Source organism: Streptomyces sp. NPDC052701, from assembly GCF_040678355.1.
In the GTDB taxonomy this organism is placed as follows: domain Bacteria; phylum Actinomycetota; class Actinomycetes; order Streptomycetales; family Streptomycetaceae; genus Streptomyces.
In genome coordinates, this window is record NZ_JBFATO010000013.1 from 70,474 (window position 1) to 84,287 (window position 13,814).

Genomic DNA, 13,814 nt, shown 5'->3' on the forward strand with positions numbered 1-13,814 from the left:
GGGAGGTTCCGGCCCGGAAAACACGCGGATGTCAGCAGGCGGCGAGGTGGTTCTGCAGCGCGGACTTCTCGGCGGAGTCGACGGACAGGCCGTAGTAGTACTTCACCTGGACCCAGGCGCGGACGTAGGTGCAGCGGTAGGCGGTGCGCGAGGGCATCCAGGTGGCCGGGTCCTGGTCGCCCTTGGACTGGTTCACGTCGTCGGTGACGGCGAGGAGCTGCGGACGGGTCAGGTCGTTGGCGAAGGCCTGGCGGCGGGAGGTGGTCCAGCCGCCGGCGCCGGAGTCCCAGGCCTCGGCGAGCGGCACGAGGTGGTCGATGTCGACGTCGGAGGCGGCGGTCCAGGTGGCGCCGTCGTACGGGGAGTACCAGCTGCCGCTGGTGGGGTAGCAGGCGGAGTCGGTGACGACGCCCGAGCCGTCGCGCTTGAGGACCGTCTCGCGGGTGTTGCAGGTGCCGCTGACGGTGGTCCAGTGCGGGAAGAGGTCGCGGCTGTAGCCGGTGCGGTCCTCGCCCGCCACGGTGAGGGAGGCGAGGTAGCCGCGGGCGGTGGCGGCACTGACCGGGGTGGGGAGGGCGGCGGAGGCGGCCGGGCCGTTGAGGAGGCCGAGGGAGGCGGTGAGGGCGGTGAGGGCCGCCACGGTGCTGAGCCGTCGACGCGCGTAGAGCCTGGGCATGCGAACTCCCTTGGGGAATGCGGGCGTTGGAGGGCGGGCAGGGGAATGCTCGCCACGCCGCGTTGCGGTGGGGTGTGTGTTCGGTAAGAAGCTAATGACGTGCGCATGACACGTCTATGCGCGGGCGGGAACTTCGTGCGCGGCCTTCCGCTCCCGGTGCCGGTGCGGACCTCGCGTACCATGGACGGCGCAGAAGGGGAGTAGCTCTTCGCCGGACCGTCGACACACTGCTCAGCCAGCCTGAGCCGGCGCCCGGGGGCCGGTCCGCCGCGGACCCGCCAGCGAGACCTTCGGCAAGCAGTGCACCGCCTGCGCCCCACGGGTGCGGGCTCCACGTGTGCTGCCGTGCCGAGGTGTCGCGCGTCACAGGAGCAGCACTCTCGGCGGGGCAGCCCCGACCGATTGAGGAACCCTTGATCAGCTTCACCGTGACGGCCGTCGTCTTCGGCGTCGTCTTCCTCGCCGAACTGCCGGACAAGACCGCGCTCGCCGGCCTCGTCCTCGGCACGCGCTACCGCGCCTCCTACGTCTTCGCCGGCGTCGCCGCCGCCTTCGCGCTGCACGTCGCGCTCGCCGTCGCGGCCGGCAGCGTGCTCACGCTGCTGCCGCAGCAGCTCGTGCACGCGCTGACGGGCGTGCTGTTCCTCGGCGGCGCCGCGATGCTGCTGATGAAGAAGGACGAGGACGAGGAGGAGGTCCGCAAGCCGCGTGACCAGTCCTTCTGGAAGGTCTCGGGCGCGGGGTTCATGCTCATCCTGGTCGCCGAGTTCGGCGATCTCACCCAGATCATGACGGCGAACCTCGCGGCCCGCTACGACGACCCGCTCTCCGTCGGCCTGGGCGCGGTGCTCGCGCTGTGGTCGGTGGCCGGGCTCGGCATCGTCGGGGGGAAGGCGCTGATGAAGCGGGTGCCGCTGCGGCTGATCACGCAGATCGCGGCCCTGCTGATGCTGGGGCTCGGGGTGTGGAGCCTGTGGGAGGCCGTGACCGGATGAGCCGGGCGGGCGGGGGTGGCGGGCCGAACGGCCGGTGAACACTCGGCGGCGGCACTGGCGCATGCCGGTACGGTTTTGTACCGTGGAGGAACAAAGTGGCTCCCGCCCGCTTTCCCTGACCGGCGGGCGGGGCCGCCTTGTCCTTCGGGGGCCCGCCCACAGCCCTCCTCCCGCGCCCTGGAGCCTAGGAGCTGCCGATGACGGCCACCGCCGTGCTCACCGCCCGCGCCCTCCTGCTGGACATGGACGGCACCCTGGTCAACTCCGACGCCGCGGTCGAACGCGTCTGGCGGCGCTGGGCCGAGCGCCACGGGCTCGACGGCGACGAGGTCATGAAGGTCGTCCACGGACGCCAGGGGTACGCCTCGATGGCGCTGCTGCTGCCCGGCCGGCCCATGGAGCACAACCACGCGGACAACGCGCGCATGCTCGCCGAGGAGACGGCCGACACCGAGGGCGTCGTCGAGGTCCCCGGAGCGCGCGCCTTCCTCGCCTCGCTGCGCGGCCTGCCGCACGCGCTGGTGACCTCCGCCGACGTGGCGCTGTGCACGGCGCGGATGGCTGCCGCCGGGCTGGAGCTGCCCGAGGTGCGGGTGACGGCGGAGTCCGTCGGCGCGAGCAAGCCCGACCCGGAGGGGTTCCTGAAGGGCGCCGCGGAACTGGGCGTCGCCCCCGCGGACTGCGTGGTCTTCGAGGACTCCGCGGCCGGCATCGCGGCCGGGCGCGCCGCCGGCATGAAGGTCGTGGGAGTCGGTCCCCGGGCCGGACACCACGCACCCGACGTGACCGTGCGGGACCTGACCCGGGTGCGCGTGGAGGCCCTGGCCGACGGCACGATCCGGCTGCACGTCGGGTAGGGCCTGTCGTCGAACTCCCGCCCCGCGACGCCCTGCACGCACTCCCGCCGCACCGAGCGCGGACCCGAGTACATCCGGGTACGAGGGCCGGCGCCCGGCACGCCGGGAGCACGCACCCGACGCCGCGGGGCCCGCCCTCCGGGCGGACGACGGGAGTTCGACGACAAGCCCTAGGCGCGCCACGGGCCGGGCCTCCGGCCGCCGCGGCCGGGTCCCCTACGGCTCCTGCGTCTCCGACTCCAGCTTCGCCCGCGTCTCCGGCCCGTAGCTGCCCGGCTCGTCGGAGCGGACGCCCCGCGACCACTGGTAGGCGCGCAGCGCGTTCTCGACCCGGTCGGTGAAGCGGCCGTCGGCCTCGCCGTTGTAGAGGCGGAGCTGGCCCAGGCGCAACTGGAGCTCGGTGACCTCCGGGCCGCTGTCGCCGCGGCGCAGTACGGGGGCGTCCTCGCGGCGGTCGTCGTCCTCGACGGCCCCGGCCGGGTCGCCGGTGCCGGAGGCCGTCGGCGTCGGCGAGGCCGGTCCGGAGGGCTCCGCCGGGCTCGGCGAGGCGCTGGAGGCCGACGGGGACGGCGAGGGCGACGGGCTCGCGCTGGCCGTCGGGGACGGCGAGGGCGCCGCGGACGTCGGCGGCCGGGAGGGCGTGCCGGAGGCGGGCGCCCCGGAGGCCGGGCCGGCCGAGGTGTCCGGCACGCTCGCCCGTATGCCGTCCGGCAGCGCGGTGCCCCGGGACGGCGTCTCGTAGGAGAACAGCCCGCTCGTGTACCCGGCGACCGCCACCACCGCGACGAACGTCCCGGCGACGGCGAGCGCGGCGGTGCGGCGCCGGCGGCGCGACGGCGCCTCGTCCGCCTCGTACGGATCCGGCCCGTACGGATCCGGCCCGTGCGGGCCCACCTCGTACGGGTCCGTCTCGTGCGGGTCCGTCTCGTGCGGGCGCTGCCCGGCCGGGTCCCCTTCCGTCCGCGGTGCCGTGCTCTCGAACAGGCTCAGGTCCCGCGCGCTCGGCTCGGCCGGCGGCGGGGCCAGGGGGGCGGGGAGCACGGACGTGGCGTCGGGCGCGTCAGGGGCGACGGCGGGCAACGGCGTCGTCGCGTCGGCCGCGGACGGCTGCCGGGCCGCCTCCTCCTGATCCCGCGGCCCGTCCGCGCCTTCCTCCGGCCCGTCCGCGCCTTCCCGGGGCCCGGCCCCGCCGTCCGGCGTGGTGCCGTCCAGGGCGACGTACGGCCGTATGCGCAGCGGATCGAAGTCCTCCGCCGCGGCCGCCTCGGCCGTACGGGTCTCGCGCAGGACCTCGGAGGCGCGTTCGGCGCAGGCGCACGTCGGGGTGTGGTCCGGTTCTCTGGGCGCCCCGCACTCCGGACACGGGTGACCCTGCTGCTGCTCCACGCGTTCCCCTCCCTTCGGCCGCTCCCCCTCGCGATCTCCAGAGATTATGCAGATCTCCTCCACGCGATGGCCCGCAAGCCCTCGGAATACCGGGCTCCAACAGGAATCAGCAGGCCATAACCGGACATACCGCTCACCATGGGAACGTGTCACGAGAACCGCGGGAGGTCTTCATGGCCGGGGATGCGCACGGTATGACGGACAAGGCGGGGAAGGCCGACAAGGCTGAGAAGGCCGACAAGGCCGACAAGGCCGACAAGGCGGGCGATGCGCAGGACGCCCGTCCCGGGGCGCGCGAGGAGCACGTGCCGGGCAACGTCATGGTCTCGATCGGCGCCCTGCTCCTCGGCATGCTGCTCGCCGCCCTCGACCAGACCATCGTGTCGACCGCGCTGCCCACCATCGTCAGCGACCTCGGCGGCCTGGAGCACCTGTCCTGGGTCGTCACCGCGTACCTGCTGGCCTCGACGGCCGCGACCCCGCTGTGGGGCAAGCTCGGCGACCAGTACGGGCGCAAGAAACTGTTCCAGACCGCGATCGTGATCTTCCTGGTCGGCTCGGTGCTGTGCGGCACGGCGCAGGACATGACCCAGCTGATCGTCTTCCGGGCCGTGCAGGGCCTGGGCGGCGGCGGTCTGATGGTGCTGTCGATGGCGATCGTCGGCGACCTGGTGTCCCCCCGGGACCGGGGGCGCTACCAGGGCCTGTTCGGGGCCGTGTTCGGGGCGACCAGCGTGCTCGGGCCGCTGCTGGGCGGGCTGTTCACCGAACACCTGAGCTGGCGGTGGGTGTTCTACGTCAACCTGCCGGTCGGCGTCGTCGCGCTCGCCGTGATCGCGGCCGTCCTGCACATCCCGCGCCGGTCCGCGAAGCACGTCATCGACTACCTCGGCACCTTCCTCATCGCCTCCGTCGCCACCTGCCTGGTGCTGGTCGCCTCGCTCGGCGGCACCACCTGGGACTGGGGCTCGCCGCAGATCGCCGGACTGGCCGTGCTGGGCGCCGTCCTCGCCGCGGCGTTCGTGGCGGTGGAGCGGCGGGCGGCCGAGCCCGTGCTGCCGCTGAAGCTGTTCCGCGTGCGCACCTTCACCCTCTGCGCCGTCATCGGCTTCGTGATCGGCTTCGCCATGTTCGGCGCGATGACCTACCTGCCGACCTTCCTCCAGGTCGTCCAGGGCGTCAGCCCCACCATGTCCGGTGTGCACATGCTGCCGATGGTGTTCGGTCTGCTGCTGTCCTCGACCGCCTCCGGACAGATCGTCAGCCGCACCGGCCGCTGGAAGGTCTTCCCGGTCACGGGCACCGCCGTCACCACCGTCGGCCTGCTCCTGCTGCACCGGCTCGACGAGAACAGCTCCACGGCCGTGATGAGCGCCTTCTTCTTCGTCTTCGGCCTGGGGCTGGGCCTGGTGATGCAGATCCTCGTCCTCGTCGTGCAGAACGCCGTCGCCTACGAGGACCTCGGCGTGGCCACCTCCGGCGCGACCTTCTTCCGGTCGATCGGCGCCTCCTTCGGCGTCGCCGTCTTCGGCACGCTCTTCGCCGGCCGGCTCGGCGACAAGCTCGCGGACGCCCTGCGGGGCGCCCCGCTCCCGCCGGACGCGACGGCGGACGCGCTGGAGGCCGACCCGCGCGGCATCGCCGCCCTGCCGCCCGCGCTGCGCCCGGCCGCCCTGCACGCGTACTCCTCGTCCATCACCGACGTCTTCCTGTACGCCGCCCCCGTGGCGCTGCTCGCCTTCGTGCTGTCCTGGTTCCTCAAGGAGGACCGGCTGCGCGGCTCCGTCACGGCGCCCGACGGCACGGAGACCTTCGCCAGCAACCCGGTCGAGCGGTCGTCGTACGACGAGGTGTGCCGCGCGCTGTCGGTGCTCGGCTCCCGCGAGGGCCGGCGCCGGATCTACCGGGACATCACCGCACGGGCGGGCTACGACCTGCTGCCCGCCGCCGGCTGGCTGCTGCTGCGGATCAGGCGGCACGGCAGCGTGGAACCGGCCGCGCTCGCCGAGCACATCCCCGTCCCGCTGGCGGTGGTCATGGAAGCCGCCCGCCAGGTGGAGGAACGGAACCTGGCCCGCCGCGAGGGCGTCCAGCTCTACCTCACCGACCGGGGCCGCGAGGCCGCCGACCGGCTGGCGCGGGCCCGCGAGGAGTCCCTGGCCGGACTGCTCGGTGACTGGTGGGGACCCGACCGGCCCACCGATCTGGTGCAGTTGGTGGAGGAACTGTCCGGCGAACTGTGCGGCTCGAAGCGGGAGCGGCCGCACGACGAGCGTCCGGTCGCCCGCCTCGGCTGAGGCACCGGCCGGCTCACCCCCGCCGCGCGACCGGAAACTGCCCGTGCGGCGGCGCGAGTTCGGCGCCCGGGCCGCGGCGCTCGCGCGCTCCGGCTCGCCCGGACCGGTCCGGCGGCCCTCGTGCGGCGGCTACCGGCGGTCACCCGGCTCCGTGCGGTGCGCCCGTCAACGCGCGGCGGCGGCAGGGGAGTCGTACGGCCGGGGACGAGGACCCGGGCCACGGGCCTTACGCCGCGGGGCCGTTCCCCGTGTCACGCGACCGGACTCGGACTTCCGCGCCGGCGGGAGGGCGCGCTCCGGCGGCGCCGCGGGCGCCGTTTGAGGCGGGCCCACGGGGCTACCCGACCGGCGAGCCGGCCCGAGAGGAGAGCCGGCTGGGTCGAGAACCCGGAAGGCATTCATGTCCACAGGCGTGATCATCGCTCTGATCGTGGCGGCCGTCGTCATCGTCGCGGCCGTCCTGACCCTGCGCTCCCGCGGCTCGCGGGGCGGAACGAGCCTGAAGCGCCGCTTCGGGCCCGAGTACGACCGTGCCGTCGCCCGGCACGACGGGGACGCCAAGGCCGCCGAGCGGGAGCTCGCCGAGCGCGTGGAGCGCCACGGCGAGCTGCGCCGGCGGCCGCTGGAGCCCGCCGAGCGGGAACGGTTCGAGGCGCGTTGGACGGCCGCCCAGGAGCGGTTCGTCGACTCGCCGCGGGAGGCGGTCGCCGAGGCCGACCGGCTGCTCGCCGAACTGGCCGGCGCCCGCGGCTTCCCCGACGGCGGGCACTACGAGGAACAGCTCGCCGCGCTGTCCGTGCACCACGCCCACCACGTGGAGGGCTACCGGCGCGTGCACCGCGTGTCGCACGCCGGCGTGAACGGCGCCCGGGACGACGGCGCGAGCACGGAGGAGATGCGCGAGGCGATGGTGGAGGCCCGCGCCCTGTTCGAGGAGCTGGTGCGCCCGTCCCACCACGACGGCGGACACCGCCGCGCCGGCAGCGACGGCGAGCGCAGGGCTCCCGCGGCCCGCGGCCACCTGCCGTGGGCCGCACACCGACGTCAGGCGAAGGAGAGCTGAGGCACATGTCCGACGTGACCCGACCGCCCGCCGACGGCACATCCGCCGACCGCGGCCGGAACACCATCCCCGGCGCCCGCGGGGAGACCGCCCCGGGCACCGCTCCCCCCACCCCCCGGGAGGACACCTCCGGCACGGGCACGGCCCGCGTGCGCGGCGCGGGCGGGACCACCGCGGCGGACACCGGCGCGGGAGCGGGAGACCGCCCGCCCGGCACCCCCGCCGGGGAGGCCGCCGGCACGCGCGAGAGCGAGCGCACCGGCACCCGTCTCCTGCCGCACGAGGAACGCGACCGGCTCGCCGCGCGGCTGCAGCACACCGTGGCCGGGTTCGTGGACGAGCCGCGGGCCGCCGTGGAGGAGGCCGACCGCGTCCTGGAGGAGCTCACCGCCCGTTTCACGGAGGCGGTGACGCAGCACCGCCGCACCCTGCGCCGGTCCTGGCAGCCGGCCGACGGCGGGAGCGGGCCCGCAGGGACCGCCGACACCGAACAACTCCGCCTGGCCCTGCGGGACTACCGCGAACTGGCGGAACGGCTACTGCACGTCTGACCCCCGCGACCCGTCCGCCGCCCGGCGCTCCCGCCACAGCCGTACGACCTCGTCGACGTCGTACGGCTTCATGCCCAGCGGGGGGCCGGGCGGCGGCTTGAACATCATGTCGCGGATCCGGGCGTTGACGTCCGTCAGGATCTTCCTGACGATCCGCTCGGAGGGCGCCGCGTAGGCCGCGGCGAGCGCGTCCTCCGCCTCCTTGCGCAGCGCCAGCGCCGGCGGCAGGACCGAGACGCCTTCGCGGGCCAGCTTCCGCTTCACCCACCACAGTTCGTCGTACGAGGACTCCAGGTCTTCCGGCAGCGGCCGGCCCGCGCCGGGCAGCCGGTCGAACTCACCGCGCGCCCGCGCGTCGCGGATCTGCTTCTCGGCCCAGGACTCGAACGGAACACCGGGTGGCTTTCGCTCGGTCATGAGGCCATTGTGCCGGACGCCGCGGTGCCGGGCGATTTATCATGCGGCGGCGGTGGCCGGCCCGGCGACCGCGCGGGCCGTTCCCGGCCCCCCGGGGATCTCAGGAGGAACGCACGTGCTCGAACTCACCATGGCCGCCGTCTCCGCGGCGGACGCGGGCGCCACGGCCGGCATGCTCATGGCCGACGCGCCCAGCGAGCCGGGCGCCGTGCTGCGGGTGGGACGGGACAGGTCCGTGTGCCGGCTCGCGACGCCGGACGACTGGCTGTTCGTCTCCCGGGTGCACCTGGAGTTCCTGTGCGGGCCCGACGGCGGCTGGCAGCTCACCTGGCTGCGCGGCTCGCAGCCCGACCCGTCCTCCGAAGTCCGCCTGACGGTCGGGGAGTACGCGCAGCCCGTCGCCTACGGCGGCACCGTGCCGCTGCCCCGGGGCGGCAGCGGCGAGGTCGTCATCCAGGACCGCACCGGCCCGCGCAGCGTCAACGTGGGCTTCTACCACGAGGTGTGAGGCGGCCCCCGCCCTTACGCCAGCACCCGCGCCAGCGCGAAACCGTCGTAGCCCTTGCCGCCCACCGTCTGGACGGCCGTGCCGCTCAGCCTGGGGTGGCTGCCGATCATTTCGATGGCGGCGCGGGTGCCGCGGACGTCGGGCTCGGTACTGTCCGCGTCGGCGACCCGGCCGCCCCGTACGACGTTGTCGACGATGATCAGGCTGCCGGCACCGGTGAGCTTCAGGGCCCACTCCACGTAGTGCGGATTGCTGGCCTTGTCGGCGTCGATGAAGACCAGGTCGAACGGGGGCGGGTTCTCGTCGGCCAGCTCGGGCAGCGACTCCAGGGCCGGTCCGACCCGCACCTCGACGAGCTCGGCCAGGCCCGCGCGGGCGATGTTCCGGGTGGCGACCTCGGCGTGCCGGGGGTTGTGCTCCAGGGAGACCAGCCGTCCGCCGGCCGGCAGCGCCCGGCCCAGCCAGATGGTGCTGTAGCCGCCGAGCGTGCCGATCTCCAGGATGTGCCGGGCGCCCTGGATCTGGGCGAGGAGCTGGAGCAGCTTGCCCTGGGCGGCCGTGACGTTGATGGCGGGCAGTCCGGCGGCGGCGCTGTCCCGCAGGGCGGCTTCCAGGGCGTCGTCGTCCGGCGCGAGGTGGGCGGTGAAGTAGTCGTCGACGTCGTCCCAGAGCTGCGAGTCGCTCATGCACCGTGCCTTCCGTGCGGCTAGTTAGATTGACTAACCAGTTCTGCCGGTGAATATAACGGCGAGCCCGTGCGGTGTCAGCGGAGCCTCGCGGGACGCCGCCGGAACGGGCCCGGGAGCGGTCCGCCGGGAACGGCGCGGGCCGCGCGGACCGCTCCCGGGGCCTCAGCCCCGCTCGCCCGCGGACACCGCCGGCGCCGACCCCGGCAGCGGCCGGCCCGCCGACTCCGTCATGCGCCACACCGCGACGCCGCCGATCACCGCCGCGGCCGTCATGTAGTACGCGGGCACCATCATGTCCCCGGTCGCGCCGATGAGCGCCGTGACCACCAGCGGGGTCGTGCCGCCGAACAGCGACACCGAGACGTTGAAGCCGGTCGACAGGGAGCCGTAGCGCACCCGCGTCGGGAACAGCGCGGGAAGCGCCGCCGGCATCGCCGCCGTGAAGCAGACCGGCAGCAGCCCCCTTGGACCCCTTGCGGGCGGTGCGCATACGGCTGCATACAGCACTAAATGCGCGGTGCCCAGGCACGCACGCCGGCCCGGCGACGGCTCCCGCGGGACCTCCCTGTGATCCGTCTCGCGCCCGGGGAGGCAACCCGATCACCCCCGCACTATCGTCATGCGGACAAAAGGAGGACGGACGTCAGGTGAAACGGGGGTTGCCTGCGTCTCCCTCCGGGGGCGGCGCGAGCCCCATAGGGTTCGCGAAGACAACCCCGCGCGGGACGCGTGGGACGAACGGGGCGGGAGGCCGACGAGGCGTGGCGAATGCGGAGCACAGCGGACCACCGGCGAAGGCGTTCGGGACGACGGCCGTCACAGAGGCCGGGGCACCTCTGCGCGTGGCGCGCCTAGGGCTGTGGCTGGTCGCCGCCGTCCTCGCGGTACGGCAGGTGGCCGTGGTCCTGGGCACCCCGCGCGGCGAGCGGCTGACGGACCTGGAGACCTGGGTCGGCCCGGACGGCGTCCTGCACGTCAACGGGTCGCTGTACGACTCGACGCGCTTCACCGGCACGCCCTTCGGCGGGCTGGCCCTCAAGCCCCTCACCAGATCGGCCGAACAGGCCCTCGGCTGGGGCTGGACGTTCGGCACGCTGCTGCTGGTCGTCGCCCTCGGCCTGGTCGCCGCCCGCGCCCTGCCGCAGCCGGTCGGCCGCCGCACCGCGCTGCTGGCCGCGCCGGTCGCCATCTGCCTGCTGATGCTGTCGCTGCCGGTGCGCAACACCCTCTGGCTCGGCCAGACCAGCGTCATCCCGGTCCTGTTCGTCCTGCTGGGCTGCTTCGTCGCCCGCGGCCCGCGCACCGGCGGTCTGCTGATCGGCGTGGCGGCCGCCCTCCAGCCCACCCTGCTGCTCCTGGCGCCCGTGCTGTGGTTCACCGGCCGCCGCAGGGCCGCGCTCTCCGCCGGCGTCACGTTCGCCGCGTGCACCGCGCTCGCCTGGGCCGCGATGCCGCACGACTCCCACACCTACTGGGTGCACCACATGGCGGGCGTGGGCCTCGGCGGCCGGGCCGACGACCTGGCCAACCAGTCCCTGCACGGCGCCCTGCTGCGGCTCGGCCTGGCCGGCCCCCTGGAGATCGCCGTCTTCCTGCTGCTCGGCGCGGCCGTCGTCGCCCTCGGCCTGCGCCGCGCCGTCCACTACGCCCGTGACGGCCAGCTCCTCCTCGCGGTCGCGATCACCGGCTGCGCGGCCATCGCCGTCTCGCCCACCGCCTGGCAGCACCAGCTGCTGTGGGTGCTGCTCACGGTCGTCGGCCGGGTCGGCGCACGCGCCTCCGACCGGTACGTCTGGCCGGTCGCCGTCGTCCTCGTCATGACCCTGCCGGCGAAGATGATGCTGCCGAACATGGCGGCGCTGCACCCCCTGCGCGACAACGTCGTACTGCTGGCGGCCCTCGCCGCCGCCACCGCCGTGCCGTTCCTGTCCCGCACCTCGCCGTACTACCGCTCGCCGGTCCCCGCCCGGTACGCCGACCCCGTGCCCACCCGCTTCCGGCACGTCCCCCTGCTGCCGTTCCTGCGCCGGGTCCTCACCCGCCCGAACCTCCTGCTGGAGCTCCTCCTCATACGGGTCACGTACGCCGCCTACTCCAAGGTCCGCCTCGCCGCGACCGGCGGCAGCAACTCGGCCGGCCGGGCCCGCGCCGAGGAGCACGGCTGGCAGATCCTCGACCTCGAACGCGCCCTGCACCTGGACATCGAGCACGCGGTCAACCACGCCGTGGTGAAGGTCGGCTGGCTGCGGCACTTCTTCGACTTCTACTACACCTCGTTCCACTTCGTGGTCCCGCTGGCCGTCCTCGGCGTCCTGTACTGGCGCCGCCCGGTCGACTACCGCTGGGCCCGCGCCGCCCTCGGCTTCACCACCCTGCTCGCCCTGGTCGGCTTCTGGCTCTACCCGCTGGCCCCGCCCCGCCTGATGCCGACGCTCGGCATCATCGACACCGTGCACGGCGTCCAGGACTTCTCCAAGCCGGACTACGGGACGCTCACCGCCCTGACCAACCAGTACGCGGCGATGCCGTCCCTGCACTTCGGCTGGTCCCTGTGGTGCGGCCTGGTCATCGCGGTCATCGCGCCGAGGACGTGGATGAAGGCGCTCGGCCTGCTGCACCCCCTCTTCACGGTCTCGGCGATCGTGGCGACCGGCAACCACTGGGTGCTGGACGCGGCCGGCGGCGCGCTGGTCGTCGGGGCCGGCTTCGGCCTGACCTACCTCCTGCAGGGCCCGCGGGCGAGGACGGCGACGGCGGTCGCGCGGCTCAGCAGCGAGCCGGCGGAGCCGGAGAAGGACCGTACTCCGAGCTGATCCGGTACTCACCGGGAGCGGAGACGGTCAGGCGGGTGAACTCGCCGTCGCGTCCCAGGCACCCCGCGTCGGACCGCAGCCACGGCGAGTAGGCGATCCGCACGGTCACCGCGCCCGGCCGCGGGACCCTCAGGACCAGGTCGGCGCCGCCGGCCCGCACGACGCTCCCGGGCGCGGAGACCAGCGGCACGGCGTCCCGCACCCGGTACACGCGCCAGTGCGCGTCCTGCCAGACGGGCTCCAGCCAGCCGGGCCGGTGCTCGCGGATCAGCCGGGCCTCCTCCTCGGCGTACCCGTCGGGGGTGCCCAGGGGCAGCACGACCAGGCCGACGGCCCACCGGTCCAGCCACTCCCGGTAGGCGGCGGCCGAGAAGGAGCCGTCGTAGAAGAGACGGGCGCGCTCCACGTCCAGCTGGCGGTTCCAGCCGCGGGCCAGGTTGACGTGCGGGGCCAGCGCGGAGGCCTCGCGGTGGTCGCGGGCGGGGACGACCTCCACCCGGGTGCGGTGCGCGCCGAGCCCGTCCAGGGCCCGCAGCACGCCGTGGGTCCGGGTGGCCCAGGCGGGGACCGCGGTGTACTCCCGCAGGTCGTCGGCGGTCTTCTTGCCGACCCAGGCGACGGAGAAGACCAGGGTGGCGACGAGGAGGACGCGGCGCGGCTTCTCCAGGCCGGGCCGGGCGAGCAGGACGGCGAGCAGGACGGCGGGTGCGAACAGCTCGGCGAGCCGCTCCACGTTCGTGCCCACGGGGGAGGGGACGAGGTACGCGAGGACGGTCCCGGCCGCGTAGACCGCCCCGCCGCGGCGGGCCACGCGCCAGCCGCGCGGGGCGAGCGCGGTGAGGGCGAGCCCGAGGACGACGGGCGGCCAGACACGGGCGAGCGGCATCGGCTGCTCGCCGGCGAACGGGAAGAGCAGGGTGGTCGCCGCGACGACGGCGGCGGGCGGGGCCAGGAGGGCCAGGGCCCGCACCCGGTCCCGGGCGAGGAGGAAGCCGGCGCCCACGACGGCCAGGAACAGCCCGGCGACCGGGGAGGCCAGGGTGGTGAGGACCGCGTAGGCGGCGGCGAGGACAACCCGCCGCTCGCGGGTGAGCAGCACGCAGGCCGCGAGCCCGAGGGCGACGCCGAGCGCGAAGGTGGCGCGCCCGGAGGCCACGTTGCACCACAGGGCGAGGGAGGCGAGGAGGGCGGGGCCGAGGGGCCGGCGCACGCCGGCCCGGACGATCAGCGCCGCCGCCAGCCAGGACGCGGCCAGCCCGGAGGCGGCGGTGACGGCACGGACGCCGAGGGCGGCCATCAGATACGGGGAGAGGAGGCTGTAGTTGGCGGTGTGCATGCCGCCGTACCAGAAGAGGTTGTACGCGGACCCGCCGTGCCGGGAGGCGAACCAGGCCCACGCCTCCTGGGCCGCCAGGTCGCCGCCGCCGGTGGCCAGGAAGAACCACCACAGCGCGTACAGGGGGAGCGCGGGGAGCGTGGCGAGGAGGGCGACGCGGTGGCGGTCGCGGACGGCGCGCAGGCCGTGTCCGCGCGGTGCGGACGCGGACACGGGCGGGGCGACG

The 13,814-nt window shown here is 74.7% G+C and carries 12 protein-coding genes and 1 pseudogene; 7 read left to right on the top strand and 6 right to left on the bottom strand.

Features of this window, described 5'->3' with window-relative positions:
- Positions 1 to 31: 31 nt before the first annotated feature.
- On the bottom strand, positions 32 to 676 hold the full coding sequence (locus tag AB0L29_RS17135; protein ID WP_365827873.1) for an HNH endonuclease family protein: 645 nt from the start codon (positions 674 to 676) through the stop codon (positions 32 to 34).
- Between the two features lie 413 nt (positions 677 to 1,089).
- Between AB0L29_RS17135 and AB0L29_RS17140 the strand changes: the two genes are divergently transcribed.
- Entirely contained in the window at positions 1,090 to 1,671 is a 582-nt protein-coding gene (locus tag AB0L29_RS17140; RefSeq protein ID WP_365827875.1) for a TMEM165/GDT1 family protein, read from the top strand.
- Positions 1,672 to 1,868: 197 nt separating this feature from the next.
- Positions 1,869 to 2,528: an HAD-IA family hydrolase gene (locus AB0L29_RS17145; RefSeq protein ID WP_365827877.1), complete on the top strand. Its 660-nt coding sequence runs from the start codon at positions 1,869 to 1,871 to the stop codon at positions 2,526 to 2,528.
- 216 nt (positions 2,529 to 2,744) lie between these two features.
- Here AB0L29_RS17145 and AB0L29_RS17150 read toward each other — a convergent pair whose 3' ends face one another.
- Complete coding sequence (locus AB0L29_RS17150) at positions 2,745 to 3,914, bottom strand: peptidoglycan-binding protein (protein WP_365827879.1); 1,170 nt, start codon at positions 3,912 to 3,914, stop codon at positions 2,745 to 2,747.
- Between the two features lie 173 nt (positions 3,915 to 4,087).
- On the opposite strand from AB0L29_RS17150, the gene AB0L29_RS17155 reads away from it, so the two are divergent.
- The 3 genes from AB0L29_RS17155 (at position 4,088) to AB0L29_RS17165 (ending at position 7,825) form a co-directional block, all read left to right on the top strand.
- Complete coding sequence (locus AB0L29_RS17155) at positions 4,088 to 6,211, top strand: MDR family MFS transporter (RefSeq protein ID WP_365828076.1); 2,124 nt, start codon at positions 4,088 to 4,090, stop codon at positions 6,209 to 6,211.
- 400 nt (positions 6,212 to 6,611) lie between these two features.
- The gene (locus AB0L29_RS17160) at positions 6,612 to 7,274 is read left to right on the top strand and encodes a hypothetical protein (RefSeq protein ID WP_365827881.1); all 663 of its coding nucleotides are present in this window, start codon (positions 6,612 to 6,614) and stop codon (positions 7,272 to 7,274) included.
- 5 nt (positions 7,275 to 7,279) lie between these two features.
- Positions 7,280 to 7,825, top strand: coding sequence for a hypothetical protein (locus tag AB0L29_RS17165; protein WP_365827883.1), 546 nt, complete (start codon positions 7,280 to 7,282; stop codon positions 7,823 to 7,825).
- Here the strand turns inward: AB0L29_RS17165 and AB0L29_RS17170 are convergent.
- On the bottom strand, positions 7,811 to 8,242 hold the full coding sequence (locus tag AB0L29_RS17170) for a DUF1992 domain-containing protein (protein WP_365827885.1): 432 nt from the start codon (positions 8,240 to 8,242) through the stop codon (positions 7,811 to 7,813). The two genes, AB0L29_RS17165 and AB0L29_RS17170, sit on opposite strands and share 15 nt — an antisense overlap.
- Before the next feature lie 115 nt (positions 8,243 to 8,357).
- On the opposite strand from AB0L29_RS17170, the gene AB0L29_RS17175 reads away from it, so the two are divergent.
- Positions 8,358 to 8,750, top strand: coding sequence for a hypothetical protein (locus AB0L29_RS17175; RefSeq protein ID WP_365827887.1), 393 nt, complete (start codon positions 8,358 to 8,360; stop codon positions 8,748 to 8,750).
- Positions 8,751 to 8,764: 14 nt separating this feature from the next.
- On the opposite strand, the gene AB0L29_RS17180 is transcribed toward AB0L29_RS17175, so the two are convergent.
- On the bottom strand, positions 8,765 to 9,436 hold the full coding sequence (locus AB0L29_RS17180) for an O-methyltransferase (RefSeq protein ID WP_365827889.1): 672 nt from the start codon (positions 9,434 to 9,436) through the stop codon (positions 8,765 to 8,767).
- Between the two features lie 165 nt (positions 9,437 to 9,601).
- Positions 9,602 to 9,901, bottom strand: a pseudogene (locus AB0L29_RS17185) (MFS transporter); the annotation flags it as partial.
- Between the two features lie 299 nt (positions 9,902 to 10,200).
- On the opposite strand from AB0L29_RS17185, the gene AB0L29_RS17190 reads away from it, so the two are divergent.
- The gene (locus AB0L29_RS17190) at positions 10,201 to 12,252 is read left to right on the top strand and encodes a phosphatase PAP2 family protein (RefSeq protein WP_365827891.1); all 2,052 of its coding nucleotides are present in this window, start codon (positions 10,201 to 10,203) and stop codon (positions 12,250 to 12,252) included.
- On the opposite strand, the gene AB0L29_RS17195 is transcribed toward AB0L29_RS17190, so the two are convergent.
- Positions 12,206 to 13,801 carry a hypothetical protein gene (locus AB0L29_RS17195; protein ID WP_365828078.1) on the bottom strand — a complete coding sequence of 532 codons (1,596 nt, stop codon included), beginning with the start codon at positions 13,799 to 13,801 and terminating at the stop codon, positions 12,206 to 12,208. The genes AB0L29_RS17190 and AB0L29_RS17195 overlap by 47 nt on opposite strands.
- Positions 13,802 to 13,814: the final 13 nt, after the last annotated feature.